Origin of the sequence: Tsukamurella sputi, from assembly GCF_007858445.1 — a bacterium.
Classification (GTDB): domain Bacteria; phylum Actinomycetota; class Actinomycetes; order Mycobacteriales; family Mycobacteriaceae; genus Tsukamurella; species Tsukamurella sputi.
Genome location: NZ_VIGV01000002.1, coordinates 385,937 through 405,247, shown reverse-complemented (window position 1 = coordinate 405,247; position 19,311 = coordinate 385,937). Strand labels below are relative to the sequence as shown.

20 protein-coding genes and 1 tRNA gene are annotated in these 19,311 nt (G+C 71.0%); 6 read left to right on the top strand and 15 right to left on the bottom strand.

Annotated elements, in window-relative coordinates; all coding sequences use genetic code 11:
- Positions 1–29 precede the first annotated feature (29 nt).
- Together FK268_RS07180 and FK268_RS07175 are read right to left on the bottom strand one after the other, a co-directional pair.
- Positions 30–1,250 carry an HRDC domain-containing protein gene (locus FK268_RS07180; RefSeq protein ID WP_146432620.1) on the bottom strand — a complete coding sequence of 407 codons (1,221 nt, stop codon included), beginning with the start codon at positions 1,248–1,250 and terminating at the stop codon, positions 30–32.
- Between the two features lie 8 nt (positions 1,251–1,258).
- The gene (locus tag FK268_RS07175; RefSeq protein WP_146432618.1) at positions 1,259–1,876 is read right to left on the bottom strand and encodes a DUF3000 domain-containing protein; all 618 of its coding nucleotides are present in this window, start codon (positions 1,874–1,876) and stop codon (positions 1,259–1,261) included.
- Positions 1,877–1,971: 95 nt separating this feature from the next.
- Here FK268_RS07175 and hemE point away from each other — a divergent pair, with 95 nt between their 5' ends.
- From hemE to hemQ, 3 genes are read left to right on the top strand one after another with little or no spacing between them, the layout of a single operon-like run.
- Complete coding sequence (hemE, locus tag FK268_RS07170; protein ID WP_146432616.1) at positions 1,972–3,045, top strand: uroporphyrinogen decarboxylase; 1,074 nt, start codon at positions 1,972–1,974, stop codon at positions 3,043–3,045.
- Complete coding sequence (hemG, locus tag FK268_RS07165) at positions 3,042–4,307, top strand: protoporphyrinogen oxidase (RefSeq protein WP_146432614.1); 1,266 nt, start codon at positions 3,042–3,044, stop codon at positions 4,305–4,307. Before hemE ends, hemG begins: the two co-directional genes overlap by 4 nt.
- Positions 4,308–4,340: 33 nt before the next feature.
- Positions 4,341–5,042: a hydrogen peroxide-dependent heme synthase gene (hemQ, locus tag FK268_RS07160; protein ID WP_146432612.1), complete on the top strand. Its 702-nt coding sequence runs from the start codon at positions 4,341–4,343 to the stop codon at positions 5,040–5,042.
- 18 nt (positions 5,043–5,060) lie between these two features.
- On the opposite strand, the gene msrB is transcribed toward hemQ, so the two are convergent.
- The 4 genes from msrB to FK268_RS07140 all read right to left on the bottom strand — a co-directional run bounded on the left by msrB (position 5,061) and on the right by FK268_RS07140 (position 9,029).
- Complete coding sequence (gene msrB / locus FK268_RS07155; protein WP_146432610.1) at positions 5,061–5,486, bottom strand: peptide-methionine (R)-S-oxide reductase MsrB; 426 nt, start codon at positions 5,484–5,486, stop codon at positions 5,061–5,063.
- Between the two features lie 9 nt (positions 5,487–5,495).
- Entirely contained in the window at positions 5,496–6,755 is a 1,260-nt protein-coding gene (locus FK268_RS07150) for a glycosyltransferase family 87 protein (RefSeq protein WP_231706966.1), read from the bottom strand.
- Positions 6,756–6,827: 72 nt separating this feature from the next.
- Entirely contained in the window at positions 6,828–8,381 is a 1,554-nt protein-coding gene (locus FK268_RS07145) for an alpha/beta fold hydrolase (RefSeq protein WP_146432608.1), read from the bottom strand.
- Between the two features lie 36 nt (positions 8,382–8,417).
- Positions 8,418–9,029 carry a dihydrofolate reductase family protein gene (locus FK268_RS07140; RefSeq protein WP_231706965.1) on the bottom strand — a complete coding sequence of 204 codons (612 nt, stop codon included), beginning with the start codon at positions 9,027–9,029 and terminating at the stop codon, positions 8,418–8,420.
- A gap of 58 nt (positions 9,030–9,087) precedes the next feature.
- Here FK268_RS07140 and zapE point away from each other — a divergent pair, with 58 nt between their 5' ends.
- Positions 9,088–10,113, top strand: a complete 1,026-nt coding sequence (zapE, locus tag FK268_RS07135) for a cell division protein ZapE (RefSeq protein ID WP_146432605.1) — start codon at positions 9,088–9,090, stop codon at positions 10,111–10,113.
- 193 nt (positions 10,114–10,306) lie between these two features.
- Here the strand turns inward: zapE and FK268_RS07130 are convergent, their stop codons facing one another.
- Positions 10,307–10,627: a metal-sensitive transcriptional regulator gene (locus FK268_RS07130; RefSeq protein ID WP_146432603.1), complete on the bottom strand. Its 321-nt coding sequence runs from the start codon at positions 10,625–10,627 to the stop codon at positions 10,307–10,309.
- 5 nt (positions 10,628–10,632) lie between these two features.
- The gene (locus FK268_RS07125) at positions 10,633–12,882 is read right to left on the bottom strand and encodes a heavy metal translocating P-type ATPase (RefSeq protein ID WP_146433421.1); all 2,250 of its coding nucleotides are present in this window, start codon (positions 12,880–12,882) and stop codon (positions 10,633–10,635) included.
- Positions 12,883–13,008: 126 nt separating this feature from the next.
- On the opposite strand from FK268_RS07125, the gene FK268_RS24640 reads away from it, so the two are divergent.
- The gene (locus tag FK268_RS24640) at positions 13,009–13,182 is read left to right on the top strand and encodes a hypothetical protein (RefSeq protein ID WP_166443460.1); all 174 of its coding nucleotides are present in this window, start codon (positions 13,009–13,011) and stop codon (positions 13,180–13,182) included.
- Positions 13,183–13,189: 7 nt separating this feature from the next.
- A complete protein-coding gene (locus tag FK268_RS07120; protein WP_146432601.1) occupies positions 13,190–13,708 on the top strand; it encodes a CGNR zinc finger domain-containing protein in 519 nt (172 codons plus the stop codon).
- Between the two features lie 10 nt (positions 13,709–13,718).
- Here the strand turns inward: FK268_RS07120 and FK268_RS07115 are convergent, their stop codons facing one another.
- The 7 genes from FK268_RS07115 to FK268_RS07085 form a co-directional block, all read right to left on the bottom strand.
- A complete protein-coding gene (locus tag FK268_RS07115; protein ID WP_146432600.1) occupies positions 13,719–15,281 on the bottom strand; it encodes an acyl-CoA carboxylase subunit beta in 1,563 nt (520 codons plus the stop codon).
- A gap of 80 nt (positions 15,282–15,361) precedes the next feature.
- On the bottom strand, positions 15,362–15,700 hold the full coding sequence (locus FK268_RS07110; RefSeq protein WP_146432598.1) for a YciI family protein: 339 nt from the start codon (positions 15,698–15,700) through the stop codon (positions 15,362–15,364).
- A gap of 38 nt (positions 15,701–15,738) precedes the next feature.
- Positions 15,739–16,602 carry a membrane protein insertase YidC gene (yidC, locus tag FK268_RS07105; RefSeq protein ID WP_146432596.1) on the bottom strand — a complete coding sequence of 288 codons (864 nt, stop codon included), beginning with the start codon at positions 16,600–16,602 and terminating at the stop codon, positions 15,739–15,741.
- A gap of 96 nt (positions 16,603–16,698) precedes the next feature.
- Entirely contained in the window at positions 16,699–17,016 is a 318-nt protein-coding gene (locus tag FK268_RS07100; RefSeq protein ID WP_146432594.1) for a DUF6412 domain-containing protein, read from the bottom strand.
- A 61-nt stretch (positions 17,017–17,077) separates the two neighbouring features.
- Positions 17,078–17,150: transfer RNA gene (locus tag FK268_RS07095), tRNA-Gly, on the bottom strand.
- 64 nt (positions 17,151–17,214) lie between these two features.
- Positions 17,215–18,186, bottom strand: a complete 972-nt coding sequence (locus FK268_RS07090; protein ID WP_146433419.1) for an NAD(P)H-quinone oxidoreductase — start codon at positions 18,184–18,186, stop codon at positions 17,215–17,217.
- A 50-nt stretch (positions 18,187–18,236) separates the two neighbouring features.
- Positions 18,237–19,142 carry an acetoacetate decarboxylase family protein gene (locus tag FK268_RS07085; protein WP_146432592.1) on the bottom strand — a complete coding sequence of 302 codons (906 nt, stop codon included), beginning with the start codon at positions 19,140–19,142 and terminating at the stop codon, positions 18,237–18,239.
- Positions 19,143–19,311: the final 169 nt, after the last annotated feature.

Genomic DNA, 19,311 nt, shown 5'->3' with positions numbered 1-19,311 from the left:
CGATACGGGCCCGTGGGCCGGATTCGCGGTTAGGCGTCGGAGAGCGCCTCGGCGACGGCCGTCACCGTGAGGCGGCGCTGCCAGTTCCGGGCGCCGGCGGCCGCGAGAGCGTCCTCGACCTGGGTGACCCCGGTCGCCGTGCCCTCCCAGCACAGGCTGCGGACGGCGTCCGTCGGCAAGAGGTTCTCCACCGGGACCGACACCTCGTCCGAGATCACCGTGAGCGCTGCGCGGACCGCGGCCAGCCGCTCCGCCGCCTCCGGGTTCGACTTGGCCCAGCGGTTGTTGGCAGGCATTCCGTTGCGGGGGCCGTGCAGGGGCGGCAGGGAGGCGTCGGGGAGATCGTTCGCGCGATGGATCGCCCCGAGCCAGCGCTTCGCCGAGCGCTTCATCCGCGGCCCGCCGAACACCGGCAGCGCGGTCAGTTCCGCCTCGGTGACCGGGTTCTTCGCGGCGGCGTTGACGATCGCGGCGTCGGGCAGGGTGCGCCCGGGAGCGACGTTGCGCTGCTCGGCCATCTCGTCGCGGGCCAGCCACAGTTCGCGCGCGCGGGCCAGCTGACGGCGATTGCGCAGTGTGCTGAGGCCGGAGAGGCGGCGCCACGGGTCGGGCTTGGGGGCCGGGGCCGGCCGGGTCCGCTCGTACTCGAACTCCTCCAGCGCCCACGGAAGCTTTCCGGCGTCCTCGAGCCGCTCGTAGGCCTCGTCGCGTAGGTCCACCAGCACCTCGACGTCGAGCGCAGCGTAGTTCAGCCAGTCGTGCGGCAGCGGGCGCGTGCTCCAATCGGCGGCGCCGTGGCCCTTCGCGAGCGCGTACCCGGTGTACTCCGAGGTCATGGCCGCGAGGTTGACGCGCGGAGCCCCCAGCAGGCGTCCGGCCAGCTCGGTGTCGAACAGCGCGTCGCATTCGAAGCCGTCGTCCCGCAGGCACGGAAGGTCCTGATCCGCGGCGTGCAGCACCCATTCGACGTCCCGCATCGCGGTGATCACCGGTGCCAGGCCCTCGGGCTCGTGGATCGGATCGAGGAGGAACAGGCCGGAGCCGGTGCGCTTGATCTGGATCAGGTAGGCGCGGGACGAGTACGTGAACCCGGACGCGCGCTCGGTGTCCACGGCGACGGGGCCGGTACCCCGGTGCAGCGCGGCGGCGCACTCCGCGAACTCCTCGACCGTGGTCAGGGGCTCGGGGACGCCGTCGGCCGGCTCGGTGAGCGGAATGCCCGGGACGGGTTCCGACGAAGCCTTGCCCACTGCGGCGCCTAGACCGAGCCGAGCCGGGTGATACCCGCCGGCGGCAGGCCCGCAGCGGTCTCCAGGACCGCGCAGAAGGCCTCGACGTGCCCGGAGAGGTCCTCGCCGAGGGGAGTCCACGAGGCGCGCAGCTCCAGTTGGTGCGCGCGCGGGGGACCGGCGATGTCGCCGTACCGCACCGACGCGGTGGCCGTGACGGTGCCGCCCAAGGCGGTCACCTCCTGGCCGCGTTCGGCGAGAGCGTCGGTCAGCCAGCTCCACGCGACCTCGGGGAGCAGGGGGTCGGAGGCCAGGGACTCGTCGACCTCGGACTGCACGTACGCGACGAGTCGCATCAGGCCGTTCCAGGCCTCGTGCCCGTGGGGGTCGTGGAGCAGGATCAGGCGGCCGAAGGTCTCGCCGTCCGAGTTCTCCGGTACCGCGTCCGTCTCGGGAGCACGGACCTCGGCGCCGAGCGCGTAGCTGTACGGTGCCAGTCGCTGCGGCGGCCGGATGCTGCCGATCTCGATCTCGGGGCGGACCGTCGCCGTGTGCAGGGACTCGACGGCGACGCGGAAGGACTCCGGCTCGGCGCCGCGCGTTCCGGCACCGCCCGTCGTCTCGTCACCCGTTCCTGGTTGGCTCACAAACCGTGACCGTAGCCGCTCCGAGGGTGCTCCCGGCGGAGGCGCGCCGCAGGCCTCGGCCTACGGACGCGGAGGTCATGACATGATCGTTGACGATGAGTAACGAGGATCGATCGACGACGGCCGGAGCGACGGCGTATCCGCTGCTCGACGCGGCGGCGGGGCGCACGCCCGCCCACCGCCCGGTGTGGTTCATGCGGCAGGCGGGGCGCTCGCTGCCCGAGTACCGCAAGGCGCGCGAGGGCGTCGGCATGCTGCAGTCGTGCTTCCGCCCCGACCTGGTGTGCGAGATCACGCTGCAACCCGTGCGCCGGCACCGCACCGACGCGGCGATCCTGTTCTCCGACATCGTGGTCCCGCTCAAGGCGGCGGGCGTCGACCTCGACATCGTGAGCGGCATCGGCCCCGTCGTCGAGCAGCCGATCCGCGACGCGGCCGCGGTGGCCGCGATGCCGCACCTCGACGCCGCCCAGGTCGAGCCCATCGCGGAGGCGGTCCGTCTGCTCCGCGGCGAACTGCCCGCCGGCGTCGCGCTCATCGGCTTCTCGGGTGCCCCGTTCACGCTCGCCTCGTACCTCGTGGAGGGCGGCCCCAGCCGCAATCACGAGCGCACCAAGGCGCTGATGTACTCCGAGCCGCAGACCTGGCACGCGCTACTCGACGCACTGGCCGACGTCGCGATCACCTTCCTGCGGGTCCAGGCGGACGCGGGTGTGCAGGCCTTCCAGCTCTTCGACTCCTGGGCCGGCGCGCTCTCGCTCGCCGACTACCGCGAGTACGTGCAGCCGCACTCGGCCAAGGTCTTCGCGGCCCTGCGGCAGAGCGCACCGGCGCTGCCCGCCTTCCACTTCGGTGTCGGCACGGGCGAGCTGCTCGGAGCCATGGGGGAGGCCGGTGCCGACGTGGTGGGCGTCGACTGGCGCGTCCCGCTCGACGTGGCCGCGCGCCGCGTCGGGGCGGGGAAGGCCCTGCAGGGCAACCTCGATCCGGCGACCCTGATGGCGGACCGCGACACCGTCGAGGAGCAGGTGCGCAGGGTCGTCGCCGACGCCGACGCCGCACTCGCGGCCGGGGCGATCGGACACGTCTTCAACCTGGGCCACGGCGTTCTCCCGTCGACCGATCCCGATGTGCTCACGCGCGTCGTCGACCTGGTGCACGAGCTGTGAGCAACGTCGCCGTCGTCGGGGCGGGCATCTCAGGTCTGGTCGCGGCGCTGCGCCTGCAGCAGGCGGGCGCGCGCGTCACCGTCTTCGAATCGGGTAATCGCGTCGGCGGCAAGCTGCGTTCGGAGACCATCGGCGGCACCCGCCTCGACGTGGGAGCGGAGGCCTTCGTCCGGCGCCGTCCCGAGGTCCTGGATCTCGCCGCGGAGTTGGGCCTCGCCGACGACGTGGTCGAGCCGTCCGGACGGCGCCCGGCCCTGTTCGCCGACGGTGCGCTCCGGGGCGGTTTCGGCCGCACCCTGATGGGGGTACCGGGGGACGCCGACGAGGTGCGGATCCCGCTGCGCTGGAACCCGGGGGCGGACGCCTCGATCGGTGCGCTCGTCCGCTCGCGCCTGGGTGACGAGGTCGTCGAACGCAGCGTCGACCCGATGGTGGCCGGGGTGTACGCGGCCCACGCCGACGACGTCTCCGTGCGGGCGGCACTGCCCGCGTTGGCGACCCGGCTCGACGAGGGCGCGTCGTCGCTCGGCGAGGCCGTGCGCGACGTCCTGGGCGAGCCGGTCGACACCCCGGTCTTCGGTGCCTTCCGCGGCGGCTATCAGCAGTTGCTCGACGCCCTGACGGAGCGACTGGGCGACCGCATCATGCTCGGTGCGCCCGTCCCCGAGGTGCGGCCGGGTTGGAGCCTGCGCGGCTCCATGTTCGACGCGGTCGTGCTCGCCGTGCCGGCGCCGCAGGTGGGGCGCCTCGTGGGGATGAGCCTGCCCGAGTTGGGCACCGCCGTGGGCGCGATTCCCGCCGCCAGCTCCGCGCTGGTGACGCTGCGGCTGCCCGAGGACGTCGAGCTGCCCGAACTCTCCGGCGTTCTCATGGCGAGCCGCGAGCAGGTCAGCGCGAAGGCGCTCACGCTCTCCGGCCGCAAGTGGGACCACCTGCCCGATGGCACCGTCCGCCTGTCCTTCGGCCGTCTCGGCGTGAGCCGGATCGTCGACGATGTGGATGCGGGGCTGATCGCCGCGGCGCGGGACGATCTCGCGAACGTGCTCGGGCTCACCGTCGAACCGACCGCCGCGCACGTCCAGCGCTGGTACGAGGGCATTCCCGTCTACCTCCCCGGCCATCGCCAGACGCTCGCGGCGATCGAGGAGGCGACGCCGAAGGGCCTGGCGCTCGCGGGCGCGTACTTCGACGGCGTCGGCGTGCCCGCGTGCATCGCCCGCGCGGAGGCCGCGGCGCAGCGGGTGCTGGCCGACCTGTCCTGAGGCGGTCCCGTGCGCGGGACTACCATCGGTGGCATGGCCAAACTGGATTACGCGGAGCTCAATTCGACCGTTCGCTACCTCATGTTCTCGGTGTTCTCGATCTCGCCGGGGGAGCTGGGCGACGACGAGCAGCGGTCCGCGGCGGCCGCCGAGGCCGAGGCCTTCCTGGCGAAGATCCAGGAGGGCGATCTGGTGGTCCGCGGTGTCTACAACGTCGCGGGCATGCGTGCCGACGCCGATTTCATGATCTGGTGGCACGCGGAGAAGCTCGAGGACCTGCAGGCCGCCTACAATGACTTCCGGCGCAGCACCGCGCTCGGCCGCGCGAGCGATCCGGTGTGGTCCAGCACCGCGCTGCACCGTCCGGCGGAGTTCAACAAGAGCCACATCCCCGCCTTCCTCGCGGGAGAGGATCCGGGCGCGTACATCTGCGTGTACCCCTTCGTGCGCAGCCTCGAGTGGTACCTGCTGCCCGATGACGAGCGGCGCACGATGCTGGCCGATCACGGGCGGGCCGCGCGCGGCTACCCGGACGTCCGTGCGAACACCGTGCCGGCGTTCGCGCTCGGCGACTACGAGTGGCTGCTGGCCTTCGAGGCCCCGGAGATGCACCGCATCGTCGACCTGATGCGCGACCTGCGCGCCACCGACGCGCGGCGCCACACCCGCGAGGAGACGCCCTTCTTCTCCGGACCGCGAACGGGCGTGAGCGAACTCGTCACCGCTCTGCCGTGACGGCGGGCCGGGCGAGGCTCACGCCTCGTCCGGCTCCAGCCGCATGGAGATCGAGTTGATGCAGTAGCGCAGGTCGGTGGGGGTGTCGTAGCCCTCGCCCTCGAAGACGTGGCCCAGGTGGCTGCCGCAGTTGGCGCACAGCACCTCCACGCGGCGCATGCCGAGGGAGGTGTCGACGCGCTCGATGATCTTGTCGCCGGCGAGCGGTGAGAAGAACGACGGCCAGCCGCAGTGCGAATCGAACTTCGTGTCCGAGCGGAAGAGCTCCTCGCCGCAGGCGCGGCAGCGGTAGACGCCGGAGGTCTTGGTGTCGGTGTACTCACCGGTGAAGGGCGCCTCGGTGCCCGCCTGCCGCAGGACGCGGAACTCGGGCGCCGTGAGGCGCTGCCGCCACTCCGAATCGCTCAGCTGCAGTTTGGGCTTGGGAGTACTGGCCTCGCTCATTCCTCCAACTTAACCGCGTGCGGCGGATGGTGCCAGCTCGTGCTTCCCGGGCTCCTCGTCGGGCGCGAGCGGCCGGTCGATGCCCTCGTCGAGACGGTTCTCCGCCCTCGCGTCGAGGTACCGGAAGAGCAGCACGCAGAACGGCACGATGATCAGGAGCGACCAGCCGAGGGTGCACTTGAGGTAGGCCAGCGACCGCCCGAAGGCGGGCCATTTGCCCGACAGCCAGAAGTCGTAGCTGAGGAAGCCGTACACCGCGACCCACGACGGCCAGTTGCCCATCACCGAGCTGCGGAAGACCACCGTCATGAGCATCGGGAACAGCAGCATCGAGTAGTAGCCCTGGCCCAGCGACATCACGAGCCACGACGTGGTGAGCAGGGTGCCGGTGGAGGTTGCGAGCCACAGCAGCTCGTTGCTCGAGCGGTAGAACCTCCAGAGCAGCCATAGCGTGACGGCGGCCATGACGACCACCGCGGCGCGGAGGAAGTAGTCCAGCCAGGTCGGCAGGCCGAAGTACTGCGCATTACCGGCGATCGAACTGTTGTAGTAGTCGCGCGCCTGCCCGAGGTACGGCAGTGTCTTGTGGAAGAACTCGGTGCGGTCCGCGGAGAACAGCATGCCCACGCCCATCAACACCACGGGGATGCCGATCGCGCCGATCAGGGCCTTCCACTGCCGGTTCGCCACGATCAGCAGGAGCATCACGAACAACAGCGGCTTGACGGCGAAGGACAGGCCCAGCGGAACGCCGGCCCACAGGTCCTTCCGCTTGAGCAGCAGCGCCATCGCCGCCACCTCGGCCAGCAGCACGAAGCAGTTGAAGTTCGTGTAGACGAGGGTGCTGGTCACGGCCTCGGTCGTGACCGCGAAGAACAGCACGACCGGCGCGACGACGGAGTTCAGGCCGTAGCCGAACATCCGGAGCAGTACGTAGAGCGCGAGGAGCAGCGCGATGGTGCTCAGCCCGACGAAGATGTACCGCGCCGTCTCCGGATCGAAGTACCCGAAGGGCGCCATGACCAGCGTGCCCGACGGCGGGTACAGGTAGTGCGGGTCGACGGTGTCGTAGTTCTCCGTGTAGACGGGTTCGTGCCGCAGGAAACGGACGGCGGCCGCGTAGACCGTGGTGAAATCGTCGGTCTTGTTCCCGTTCGGAACCAGGACGATGAGCCGCTGCAACAGCGTGAGCAGGGCGAGCGGCCACAGGATGGCCTTGACCACGAGGCCGGGATCGGACTTCATCCGCGCGGGGGCTACTGACGACACCGCTAAACCGTATCCGACGGTGCCGCGGCCGACGGGAGGCCCGCCCGGGTCCGCCTGAGCGGGGTGGTGCGATCAGGCGGGGCAGGCGCGGGTCGACGGTGCGTCGAGCCGGTCGAGGTAACCGATCAGCGACTTCTGCACGCACGACGACCGGACGACGGCGCCGTCGCCCAGGCCGGCCCACGTGATGGCCGCGGGCTGCGCGCCGACGACGGTGAGCTGGCCGGTCAGAGTGTCGAGTGCGGTGCGCGCGGAGAGCGGATCCGCCGCCGCGGTCGCGACCACCGACTTCACGGACAGGTCGGTCAGCTTCGGTGGGGCCGGCATCGTCGGCCAGGCGGAGCAGCCGCCGAGCTCGAGTGCGGTGGCCGCACCGAGCCGGAACTCCGGGTCCCACTTCCGGGCGGAGGCGGCGATCTGGTCGGGAGACGCCTTGGCGACGGCGTCCGAGCACCGGGCGACGAACTGGCCGTCGGTGCCCAGGGCCTCGTCCGCGGCACGCAGCACGGCGCGCAGCGGTGCGGCGTCACCCGAGCGGGCGCTCTGCAGTGCGGTCGCGAGGCGGGTGATGCGGGCGTCCCGGTCGCCGGGGCCGATGCCGAGGGTGACCACGACGGCCCGTCGGACATCGGAATCGGTGACAGGGCCGAGCCGTCCCGCGGCGGCGTCGTCGATGACGGCCCGCATCGCGGCCGCGGGATCCGCGCCGAGGGCGCACGTCGGGCCGCACTGCGCCGTGACGGCGTCGACGGTGGCCGAGGTACCGCGGGCGGCGTCCTCGAGCCGCTGGAGTTCCGTTCCCCCGTACCGGACGGGGGAGTCGAGGACCAGGCGCGCCACCTGCTTGGGGTGTTCGGCGGCGTACGCGAGGGCCGTCGTCGAACCGTCGCCGACGGCGAGCAGTCCCAGTGCCGGCACGTTCCATGCCGTGCGGAGGGACTCGAGATCGTCCGCCGCGGCTGCGGCGGTGAAGTCCGCGATCGTCGCGGAGTAGACGTCACCGCAGGCGGTGGCGGCCTTCTGCGCGGACTCGCCGATCTTCGCGATGCGCGCGTCCAGGCCGGGGCCCGCGGTCCCGCCGCTGCGCAGAACGGACTGGTCGGCGGGAGTGCGGCAGGACAGCGCCCCCGACGAGCCGATGCCGCGCCGCTCGACCGCGACGACGGCGCGGTTCGCCAGGACGGGGCTGTCGCCCGCGGCGAGGGTGGCCAGTGCCCGCTGTCCCGTGAACTCGGTACCACCCACGAGGACCAGCGGGGCCGCACCGTCGGGAGTTCCGGGAACCCGCGCCCGGGTGACGGACAGTTGCAGCGGCGCGCCGGAGTCGCCCACCCGGACGGTGAGTGAGGCGCACTGCAGGGTCGCGTTCGCGGCGGGGGGAGTGTCGTAGCGGGTCGCGAGGCGGTTCGTGCAGTCCTGCCAGGCGAGCGGATCCTTCGCCGAGGCCTTCCACTCGGGCCCCGACGGGCCCTTGTCCTGCGCCTTCGACGGTGCGCCGCCGTCCTTCCCGAAGTCCGTGACGTAATCGGGGGTGGGAGCGGGGACCGGTGCGCAGGCGGACACCGCGACGATGGCGCCGACGGCGATCCCGGCGGCGGCGAGTGCTCGGGTGCGCGCGGAGGGCATGCCGTTCACAGTAACCAGATCGGCGCGTGCGGGGCGTCAGCGCGCCCAGCGGGAGTAGAGGTAGCCCTCGTCGTCGGCCAGGACGTGGCGCCGGTGCCAGCGGTCGAGCGGCAGGTCGGGGCCGGTCACGATCCGCTTGCCGTCGCCGCCCGCCACGATCGGTGCGATCGTCAGGCACAGCTCGTCGACGAGTCCCGCCGCGAGCAGCGCGCCGAGGACGCCGGGGCCGCCCTCGGCGAGCACCCGGCGGTGGCCGCGGGCGTACAGGTCGTCGAGCACCGCGTGCAGGTCCACCGATCCGCCGTGTCCCGAGTAGACGATCGGTTCCGGCCCGTCCGCGGGGTACAGGCGCGGGGTCCGGGCGAGCGTCCCGCGCGTCACGACCGCGAGCGCGGGGTGCTCGGGTGTGCCGTAGTCCTCGTCGCGCACCGTCGCCGCACCGACGAGGACGACGTCGGCGGCGGCGCGCAGGGCGCGGAAGACCCGTCGGTCACCGTCGCCGCCGAGACCGCCGGACAGTCCTGCCGCGGTGGACGACCCGTCGAGGGAACTGATCATGTTGGCGCGCACGTAGGCGCGTCCCTCGGCGGCGGGATGGGCGTAGGCGAGGGCGAGGGCGGCGTCGTCCGCGGGCAGTGGCTCGATCACGTCACGACCGTAGCGCGGGATTTTCGACGGTGACGACCAGCGGATATGATCACCACTCATGACGCTGCATCTCGTGGATCGCAACCCGACGGTGACGCCGGAGCAGATGGTGGAGCAGCTCGTTCCCCCGGAGATGTTCAGCGAGGTCAGCTTCGACTCCTACATCCCGGACCCGAACCAGCCGACCCAGGCGGCGGCCGTGAAGATCGGCCGGCGGTTCGTCGACGATGTCATCAAGCTGACCAAGCAGCGGAACAAGAAGGGCCTCTTCGGCCGCAAGAGCACCCCGCCGCACGGTGTGGGCCTCTACCTCGACGGCGGCTTCGGCGTCGGTAAGACCCACCTCCTGGCGTCGATCTTCCACAGCGTCCCGTCGCCGAAGTCCTTCGGCACCTTCGTCGAGTACACGCACCTCGTGGGCGCGCTCGGCTTCAACCAGTGCGTCGAGTACCTGGCCGACCACAGCGTCATCTGCATCGACGAGTTCGAGCTCGACGATCCGGGCGACACGATGGTGATGTCGCGGCTGCTGACCGAGTTGTCGGCGCGCGGCGTGTCCATCGTCGCGACGTCGAACACACTGCCCGGGCAGCTGGGAGAGGGACGGTTCGCCGCCCAGGACTTCCTTCGGGAGATCAACAAGCTCAGCTCGGTGTTCGAGTCCGTCCGTGTCGACGGCCCCGACTACCGGCACCGCGACCTGCCGCCAGCGCCCGACCCCCTCTCGGACGATGAGCTCGTCGCGATCGCGGAGGCGGATCCGACGGCGACGCTCGACAGTTTCGACGCGCTGTCCCTGCACCTGTCGAAGCTGCACCCCTCGCGGTACAAGCAGCTCGTCGAGGGGATCTCGAAGGTCTGCATCAGCGGTGTGCACCCCGCGGACAATCAGACGGTGGCGCTGCGCATCGTGGTGCTCGCGGACCGGCTCTACGACGCGGGCATCCCGGTCCTGGTGTCCGGAGCGAAGCTCGACGAGATCTTCACCGCCGAGATGCTGGCCGGCGGCTACCGCAAGAAGTACCTGCGCGCCACGTCGCGTCTGCTGGCGCTGTCGCGCTTCGCCTCCGCCGAAGCGAAGTAGCCCCTGAACACACCAACACCCGCCCGGCTAGGTGTGGGGCCGGGCGGGTGCATGGGTGAGGGTGCCGGAGTGTGAGACACGTCTCACTTCACTGACAACAGACACTGTACGGGAACGTGTCGTAATTGGGCCAGGGGTTTGCGATCTTTCCGTCCGCCGATTCTGCCGATTCCGCCGCGAGGGGCCGCGTGGTTCAGCGGGTGAAGCGGGCGATCGCGTCGGACGCCTCTTTGATCTTGGCCGCGGTCTCCGCCTCGTCGCCGGAGCGGGCCGCATCCACGACGCAGTGACTCATGTGATCCTCGAGCAGCCCCAGCCCGACGGCCTGCAGCGCCTTGGTCATGGCGGAGACCTGCGTGAGGATGTCGATGCAGTACTTCTCCTCCTCGACCATCCGCTGCAGGCCGCGCGCCTGCCCCTCGATGCGCCGCAGCCGCTTGAGGTACTCGTCCTTGTCGGACATGTATCCATGCGGGCCGGCGTGGTGCTCGCCGTTGTCGTTCACGGTGGTCATGGCGATCAGTATCCCTTCTGGGGGCGGAAGCTCCGCAGTCGCAGGCTGTTGGCGACCACGAAGACGGAGGACAGCGCCATCGCGGCGCCGGCGAGCATCGGGTTGAGCAGTCCGGCGGCGGCGAGAGGGAGTGCCGCCACGTTGTAGGCGAAGGCCCAGAACAGGTTCGTCCTGATGGTGCGCAGGGTGCGCCGGGAGAGTCGGACCGCGTCCACGACGGTCCGCAGGTCGCCGCTGACCAGTGTGAGGTCCGCCGCTTCGATCGCGGCGTCGGTGCCGGTCCCCATGGCGATGCCGAGGTCGGCGGTGGCGAGCGCGGCGGCGTCGTTCACCCCGTCGCCGACCATCGCGACCGACCGTCCCTCGGACCGGAGCCGGCGGATCGTCTCCACCTTCTGCTCGGGCAGCACGCCGGCAACGACCTCGTCGACGCCGACCCGGGCCGCGATGAAGCGGGCGGCGGATTCGTTGTCGCCGGTGAGCATGAGCGGGCGCAGGCCCATTCTTCGCAGCTCGTCGATCGCGGCCGCCGAGGTGGCCTTGACCTCGTCCGAGACGACGAGCACGCCACGTGCGGCTCCGTCCCAGCCGACGGCGATCGCGGTCTGGCCCCGGTGCTCGGCCTCGTGGACCGCCGCGCGCAGGTCGGCGGACAAGGGCATCGCGTCCTCGTCGAGGAGGCGCGGCCGCCCGACGGTCACCGTGCGTCCGCGGACGACGCCGCGGACGCCGAGTCCGGGGACCGCGGCGAAGTCCTCGACCGGGGCGAGTGGCGGCGGTGCGGCGCGGACGACGGCGCGCGCGATCGGGTGCTCGGAAGCGGCCTCCAGTGCCGCGGCGGCAGCGAGGACGTCGTCGCCGGAGGAGCCGGCGGCCGGGTGCACGGCCTGCAGAGTCATGACGCCGGTGGTCACGGTCCCGGTCTTGTCGAGGACGACGGTGTCGATGCCCCGGGTGTTCTCCAGGGCCTCGGGACCTTTGATGAGGATGCCGAGTTGTGCGGCGCGTCCGGTGCCGACGAGCAGGGCCGTCGGGGTTGCGAGGCCGAGTGCGCAGGGGCAGGCGATGATGAGCACCGAGACCGCAGCGGTGAGCGCCGTCGAGACGGGATGTCCGGTGCCGAGCCAGAACCCCAGCGCACCCACCGCGATCGCGAGGACGATCGGTACGAAGACGCCGGAGATCCGGTCGGCCAGCCGTTGCACGGTGGCCTTGCCCGCCTGCGCGTCCTCGACGAGACGGCTCATCCGGGCCAGCTGGGTGTCCGCACCGATGCGCGTCGCGCGGACGACGAGCCGGCCGCCGGCGTTGACCGTCGCCCCGGTCACGGGATCGCCGACGCGAACCTCGACCGGGACCGCCTCCCCTGTGAGCATCGACGCATCGACCGCGGACCTGCCCGCGACGACGATGCCGTCGGTGGCGATCTTCTCGCCGGGCCGCACCACGAACTCGTCACCGACCAGCAGGTCGTCGATCGGGACGAGCGTCTCGGTGCCGTCGCGGAGCACGGTCGCGTCCTTCGCTCCGAGCTCCAGCAGGGCGCGGAGGGCGGCGCCGGCCTGCCGCTTGCTCTTCGCCTCGAAGTACCTGCCTGCGAGGAGGAAGGTGGTGACACCCGCCGCGGCCTCGAGGTAGATGTTGGCGGCGCCGTCCGCCCGCTCGATCGTCACGGTGAAGGGGTGCTTCATGCCGGTCATACCCGCCGAGCCCCAGAACAACGCGTACGCCGACCAGCCGAACGCGGCGAGCACGCCGATCGAGACGAGGGTGTCCATCGTGGCGGCGCCGTGCCGGAGATTCGTCCACGCCGCGCGATGGAAGGGCAGCGCGCCCCACACCGCCACCGGCGAGGCGAGGGCCAGGGACAGCCACTGCCAGTGGTCGAACTGCAGTGCCGGGATCATCGCCATCGCGATGACCGGCATCGTCAGCGCGGCGCTGACCAGCAGTCGGCGGCGCAGCGCGGCGGTGGCCTCGTTGGCGTGACCGGCCTGCTCGCTCTCGCCGGCGCTCGGCGGGACGGGTAGGTGCGCGGAGTACCCGGCCTGTTCGACGGTCGTGAGCAGGACTGCCACGTCGGTACCGGACGGCGCGGTGACATGGGCCCTCTCAGTGGCGAAGTTGACGGAGGCGCGGACCCCGTCGAGCTTGTTCAGCTTGCGCTCGATACGGTTCGCGCACGAGGCGCACGTCATGCCCTCGATCTCGAGATCGACAGTGGTCCCGCCGGGGCGGGTTCCAGTCGGATTCATCACCGCTCCCGCCTTTCCTGTCCGCACAACCCATAATACCCCCCTAGGGTACGCCGGAATGTCGGGCCGTCGTCCACGGGGTGTAACGGTTGAAACGTCCAATGAGCCGGTCGCACGCTGAAACGCATGAACCAGAACGAGACGCGGATCCACACGTGGGAGACCGAATCGCATCATCCGACCAGCGAAGGGGTCGTGATGTACCAGCGCTGCGCCTGCGGTGCTCGGCGGATGAAGCTCGTGGGCGCGAGCGCCGAGGTGCCCGTGTCGGGACCCGGGATCACCGTGCGAGCGGGATGATCGATCCGTGCAGTTCGATCACGACAACATGACCGGGGTGCGGCTCTCCGTCGACCTGGTCAACCTCCTTGCCGACGGTGACTGGTCCGAGGACCGGGTGGTCGGCGCGCTGCACGAACACGAGATCCGCCGGATCGACATCGACGACGGTGCGGTGGACGGCCTCGGGGCGTGGACGGTGTTGCTGCGGGCCCCCTTCGTCGCGACGACCGTCGACGATCGATGCGCCGCGGTGAACCGCCTCCTGGAGGAGGGCACCGCCGGGATCTACCTCACCGCGCACGACGACTGGCGCCCCCATCTGCACTTCACTCCCGAGGCCGAGTCCCTGCTGGGGCGCGTGAAGGCCGTGACCGCTGGCGGGCTCGCGATCTTCACGACGGAGGCCGAGGGCGCACGGCTCGGCGCGTGCGCCCGAGCGGGCTGTGCCCGGGTGTTCGCCGACACCAGCCGGGGTGGCCGGCAGTCCTACTGTTCGCCCCGCTGCGCCAACACGGACGCGGTGCGGCGGCACCGTCGGGCCTGAGAAAGGGGTGCTAGATCGGCGAGATCGACCTGCGCTTGTGCGGTACCCGGGGCGGCCGCCGCCGGACCCGGCCCAGCGCCTCCGCGAGCATCGGACGCGTCGCCGACGGGAGCACCACGTCGTCGATCCCGAAGCCGTCGGCCGCGAGCAGCGGATCCACGTTGGCCTGGAACAGCGTGATGAGATCGCCGCGGGCCTTCGCCGGATCGGGTGCGGCCTCGTACTGCGAGCGGAAGGCGAGGTCGACGGCGCTCTCGATGGGGATCGCGCAGATCTCCGCCGTCGGCCACGCCAGCGAGAGGTCGGCCTCGATGCTGCGGCCGCCGCCCATCGCGATGTACGCCGCGCCGTAGGCCTTGCGGGTCACGATCACGAACCGCGGCACCGTCGCCGCCGCCAGCTCGTAGCCGAGGCGCGCGCTGCGCCGTACCAGGTTCGTCTCCTCCGCGCCCGCGCCGACGAGGAAGCCGGGCAGGTCGATGAGGATCAGCAGGGGCAGCCCGAAGGTGTCGCAGACGGCGATGAAGTGCGCGGCCTTCTCGCACGCGTTGGCGTCGAGCGCGCCCGCGTGGAAGCGGGGCTGGTTCGCGACGACGCCCACCGGGCGCCCGTCGATCCGGGCGAAGGCGGTCACGATGTTCGGAGCGTGCAGCCGCTTGAGCTCGAAGACGGTGTCGATGTCGGCGATGCCCTCGATCACGTCCACCACGTCGTAGGCCTGCCGCATCGACGACGGGACCAGGGTGTCGAGGCCGTCGGCGGTGTCACCGGGTTCGTGGGGGCCCGCGGAGATCATCGGTTCGCCGGCGGACGACGCGGGAAGGTAGCTGAGGAAGGCGCGGATCGCGTCCACCGACTCCTGTTCGGTGTCGGTGACCACGTCGACGACACCGCGTTCCGCCTGCAGGTCCGCGCCGCCGATCTCCTCGTTGGTGAGGTTCTCGCCGGTGGCCGCCTGTACCAACGGCGCCGACGAGATCCCGATGGTGCCCATGCCCCGGACGATGGTCACGAAGTCGCAGCACGCCGAGATGTTCGCGGGCGCACCGAATCCGGGGCCCATCATCCCGGCCACCAGGGGCACGTGGCCGGACAGGTCGGCCAGGCGCAGGAGCAGCTTCGACCCCGGTGCGGCGAGGCGGGAGTCGAGCGCCTCCTGCATGCGGTGGCCGCCGCCGTCCATGAGCATGATCAGCGGAATCCCGTCGAGCAGCGCGCGCTCGGCGCACCGGTCCAACTTCGCCATGCCGGTGGCACCGTTGCTGCCGCCGAGCACCGTGAAGTCGAAGGCCGCGATCGCCGCGGGCCGGCCGTCGACGTACCCGATACCGGTCACCACGCCGTCTCCCGGAGCGACCAGAGGAGCGGCACCCTGCTGGGCCGGCCCCGGCCCGGCGAGCGCGCCGAACTCGTGGAAGCCACCGTTCGCGAGCAGAGCCACCCGCTCGCGGGCGGTCATCTTCCCCCGCGCGTGCTGCTTGGCCACCTTCTCGGCGCGCGCCTCGTCGGTGATCGCCGCGTACGCGGCACGGACGCGGTCGCCCAGGGCCTGCTCCGGTGTGGATTCGCTCACGCTCGGAAGTTAGCAGGCGGTCACCGGCGGTGGACAGCCGACCGGGTTCCGTCCATTCCCGCCGGTCGCGGCCGCCACGATCACCCGGGCAGTGAGTCTCCGGGGAAACTCAGGCAGGGGTACACCTCGCTGTGCATCATCTCGGCGCGGACGCACGGGTCGTCAGCGATGATCTCCTGTGCTCGCTCGACGGGCACCGTCATGACCGCCATGCCGGCCATCGCGTCGTCGAGGATCGGGCACAGGATGGCGATCACCCCGTCCGCGCGCAGCGACACCATGCGCCGCTGATGCTCGCGTTCGATCGCCTCGGCGCCGTCCTGTCGGCGCCTCGGCCCCCAGCGGAGCAGGACCAGACTGAACGGGTGTGCGGCCTGCACCAGGTCCTGGATCTGCTCGTCGGTCACCGTCGTAGCCATGGTCGCTCCCGTGTTGAGTCGATCGATCGCGGTCCTCGTCACACGCTACTGCGGGCCGAGCCGCGCGACTCCTCTCTTTCGAGAACGGCGTGCACGAGGTGCTGCTGGGCGTAGGTCCAGGCGTTGTTGGCGACCCAATAGAGCAGGATCGCGATCGGCAACACAGGTCCGGCGACGACACTGCCGACCGGCATGACCCACAGCATCAGCTTCCGCGTCAGGTCGGCCTGCATCGGATTCGAGGGGTCGGCGCTCTGGTGGCTCAGCGAGAAGCGGGTGTTGATGTGCGTCGCGAGGCACGCGATCAGCATGAGCGGGAGGGCGACGGCCGCGATCGTCGCGAGGCTGGGCACACCACCGAACTGCGCGAACGACGCGAGCACGGTGTCGGAGCTGGACATCGAGACGGAGATCGGCGCGCCGAACAGCCGGGCGGCGAGGAAGGACTGGACGTCGTGCGCCGAGAAGAGGTAGTTCGCCGTGGTCGCGTTCTGCTCGGGCGTGAGGCCGAGCTGTCCGACGCCGGTTCCGGTGCGGTTGAACGAGCGCAGCACGTGGTAGAGGCCGAAGAAGACCGGGATCTGGACCAGCGCGGGCAGGCAGCCGAGCATCGGCCGAACGCCGTGCTCGCGCTGGAGCCTCTGCGTCTCCAGGGCGAGCTTCTGCGTGTCCGCACCGTGCTTCGTGCGCAGCGCATCCAGCTCGGGCCGCATCTTCTGCAGGCGACGGCCGGTCCGCGCCGAGACGATGCCGGGCCACAGCAGCAGGGCGCGCACCGTGAAGACGAGGAAGACGACGGACAGGGCCCAGGCGAAGCCGTTGTCCGCGCCCAGAAGAGCGCCGAAGGCGCGGTGCCAGAGCCAGAGCACCGCGGAAATGGGGTAGTAGACGACATCGAGCATGACGGAAGCACCTCACAGGCAGGGCGCGCGCGAGTCACCGCGACGCGCACGGGGAAGGGGATCTGCGTGTGCGGCGTGTGCCGAAGGAAGGAAGGGCTACGCCGCGGTGGCGGCGTAGCCCGGTGCTCGAGGTCGACGGGGCCGGCCCGCCCCGTTGGGCATGGAACTGCGGCGATAGGCGCCGCGGAGTCGCTGGTCCGGTTCACGTCCCGCCGCGGGTCCCGACGGTGCGCCCGCATCTCGTTCGGTGGAGGCGTGGCACAGCGCGGCGACCGCGACGGCGAGGGCGATCCCCACGAGGGCAGCGGCACCGTCGGACATCCCGACGCCGGCGACGAACAGAGCGACGACGGCGACCCACGGCGCGGAGAGCTCGCCCCAGCGGGGCGGTCTCCGGAAGAGGTCGGCGGTCATGGTCGCCACAGTACGTGAAAATGGCTGAAGCCCCGGCCGCGTACGCGGCCGGGGCTCCTTGAGCGGATGACGGGATTCGAACCCGCGACCCTCACCTTGGCAAGGTGATGCGCTACCAACTGCGCTACATCCGCGTGCCCATCGGGCGAGCAACAAGTTACACAAACGTTGCGCCCGGAGGCGAATCGGCTGGTGGCGTCAGCCTTCCCGCGGCAGCAGCAGGACCTTGCCGACGGAGTCCTTCGACTCGAGGAGTGCCTGCCCCTGTTCCGCCTCGGCCAGCGGGAGGCGCGCCGAGACCACGGGCGTGATGAGCCCTCGTTCCACGAGTGGCCACTCGTCCGCGGTGACCGCGGCGACGATCTCGGCCTTCGAACCGGGGCCGGTCAGCGGCCGGTTCCGCACGTTCAGACCGATGATGCGGGCACGCTTGCCGATGAGTGCGCCGACGTTCACCTCGCCCGTGAAGCCGCCCTGCATCCCGATGATCACGAGGCGTCCGCCGATGCCGAGAGCGTCGACGTTCCGGGGGAGGTAGCTGCCGCCCATGATGTCGAGGATCACATCGACCTGGCCGGCCAGCTCCGTGGCGAAGTCCTGCTCGCGGTAATTGATCACGATGTCGGCGCCGAGTTCCCGGCAGCGTTGCGCCTTGCCCTCCGAGCCGACCGTGACGGCCACCCGCGCGCCCAGCGCCTTGGCGACCTGGATCGCGTGCGTGCCGATGCCGCTACCGCCGCCGTGCACGAGCAGGAGTTCGCCCGCCTTCAGGCCGGCGTCCATGACGATGGTCGACCAGACGGTGCTCGCCACCTCCGGCAGCGCCGCCGAGTCGACGAGCGAGACGCCGGCGGGAACGGGCAGCAGCTGGGCGGCCGGGACCACGGCGTACTCGGCGTACCCGCCACCGGCCATCAATGCGCAGACCTCATCGCCCACGGCCGGTCCGTCGACGTCGGGACCGAGCGCGACGACGGTGCCGGAGATCTCCATCCCCATGACGTCGGTGATGCCGGGCGGCGGCGGGTAGAGGCCCTGACGCTGCATCAGGTCGGCGCGGTTGATACCAGCAGCTTCGATGCGGACGAGGACCTCGCCGGCAGTGGGAACGGGGGTGGGGATCTCGTCGACGACGAGGTTCTTCTCGTCGTCGACGACGATCGTGCGCATGGCGGTGGGGACGGAGGTCATGTCGGGTGCCTTTCGGTCGGGTGAGACGGTCAGCGGACGGAGAACGGGACGGGCATGTGCAGGGCCGCCTGCGCTCCAGTGTTCACGTCGAGCCGGATCGTGCGGATGGGCTCGAGTGAACGCAGGTCGTCGGACATGCGGCCCTCGCCCAGCGTCAGATCAAGGCCGCGCGGGAGCAGGGACGAGCCGCTCGCGAGGACGTTGGTCTGGTTGAGCGTGGAGAACCAGGCCCCGTCGCGCCGGGTGTACGAGGTGAGCGAGGAGACCTTCGCACCGCTCGCGTGGGTGCGCTGCCGCGGGGTGCGCGCCGAGAACGCGACGTCGACGCCACCGTCGGCGTTGGCGATGCGAGCGCTGGTGCGCTCGGCGGAGATGTCCACGTCGAGGTCGGTGACCCACTTCGGGAAGCCGTAGCCGTCGTGACCGCGCACCTGGGCGATCTCGGTGTTGACGGGCAGCGAGAAGACGTAGGAGTGCAGGTGGTCGTCGCCGAGCGCGGAGGCCAGATCGGCGATGCCGGGCCCGCCGTGCCGGGCCGGACGGACTGCGACGCCGACGGCGGCCTCGGTGTAGTAGTCGATGTCGCAGACGTCGTAGCGGAAGAAGATCACCGATGCGAGGCCGAGGCCCGGCGCGACCTGCAGCGGAGCGAGCTCGTCGGGCAGGCGCCGGCGGATCGCACCGGTCGGCGCGAGCATGGTGAGCCGGGCCGAGGACATGGCGTAGTAGAAGTTCGGCGTCCGGGTGGGACCGATGGGGGAGTCGACCCGCGTCTTCGGGAGGGTGCGGAAGAAGTCGACGCCCGGGACGCGCGGATCCTGGGCGACCTCATCGAGCGGGGTGTCCATGCGATACCGGTCGTACAGCCCGTTCTTCGGGACCTCGACGGTGCGCCCGCCCAGGTCGACCTCGACGGTGTCGGTTGCTGCGGTCATGATGTGCGGCTCCTCGCCTTGCTGATGTGTGCGGTGCTTACATCGAGGGTAGAGCCTGATGTAAGCACTGTCAACAAGGCGTGGGAGGCGTGGTTTCGGCCGAGTGCGGCTCGGTTTCATCGAAGGGCGAGGGTGGGGAGTGCAGCGAGCGTGCCTGCGGTTGCGAGTG

Coding starts and splice junctions, on each gene's coding strand:
- FK268_RS07130 (WP_146432603.1), bottom strand. CDS start 10,627: ATGACCACCGTGAACGACAACGGCGAGCACCACGCCGGCCCGCATGGA.
- msrB (WP_146432610.1), bottom strand. CDS start 5,486: ATGAGCGAGGCCAGTACTCCCAAGCCCAAACTGCAGCTGAGCGATTCG.
- FK268_RS07100 (WP_146432594.1), bottom strand. CDS start 17,016: ATGACCGCCGACCTCTTCCGGAGACCGCCCCGCTGGGGCGAGCTCTCC.
- FK268_RS07145 (WP_146432608.1), bottom strand. CDS start 8,381: ATGCCCTCCGCGCGCACCCGAGCACTCGCCGCCGCCGGGATCGCCGTC.
- FK268_RS07090 (WP_146433419.1), bottom strand. CDS start 18,186: ATGCGCACGATCGTCGTCGACGACGAGAAGAACCTCGTCGTCGACGAG.
- FK268_RS24640 (WP_166443460.1), top strand. CDS start 13,009: ATGAACCAGAACGAGACGCGGATCCACACGTGGGAGACCGAATCGCAT.
- zapE (WP_146432605.1), top strand. CDS start 9,088: ATGACGCTGCATCTCGTGGATCGCAACCCGACGGTGACGCCGGAGCAG.
- hemE (WP_146432616.1), top strand. CDS start 1,972: ATGAGTAACGAGGATCGATCGACGACGGCCGGAGCGACGGCGTATCCG.
- FK268_RS07110 (WP_146432598.1), bottom strand. CDS start 15,700: ATGGCTACGACGGTGACCGACGAGCAGATCCAGGACCTGGTGCAGGCC.
- FK268_RS07125 (WP_146433421.1), bottom strand. CDS start 12,882: ATGAATCCGACTGGAACCCGCCCCGGCGGGACCACTGTCGATCTCGAG.
- FK268_RS07085 (WP_146432592.1), bottom strand. CDS start 19,142: ATGACCGCAGCAACCGACACCGTCGAGGTCGACCTGGGCGGGCGCACC.
- hemQ (WP_146432612.1), top strand. CDS start 4,341: ATGGCCAAACTGGATTACGCGGAGCTCAATTCGACCGTTCGCTACCTC.
- yidC (WP_146432596.1), bottom strand. CDS start 16,602: ATGCTCGATGTCGTCTACTACCCCATTTCCGCGGTGCTCTGGCTCTGG.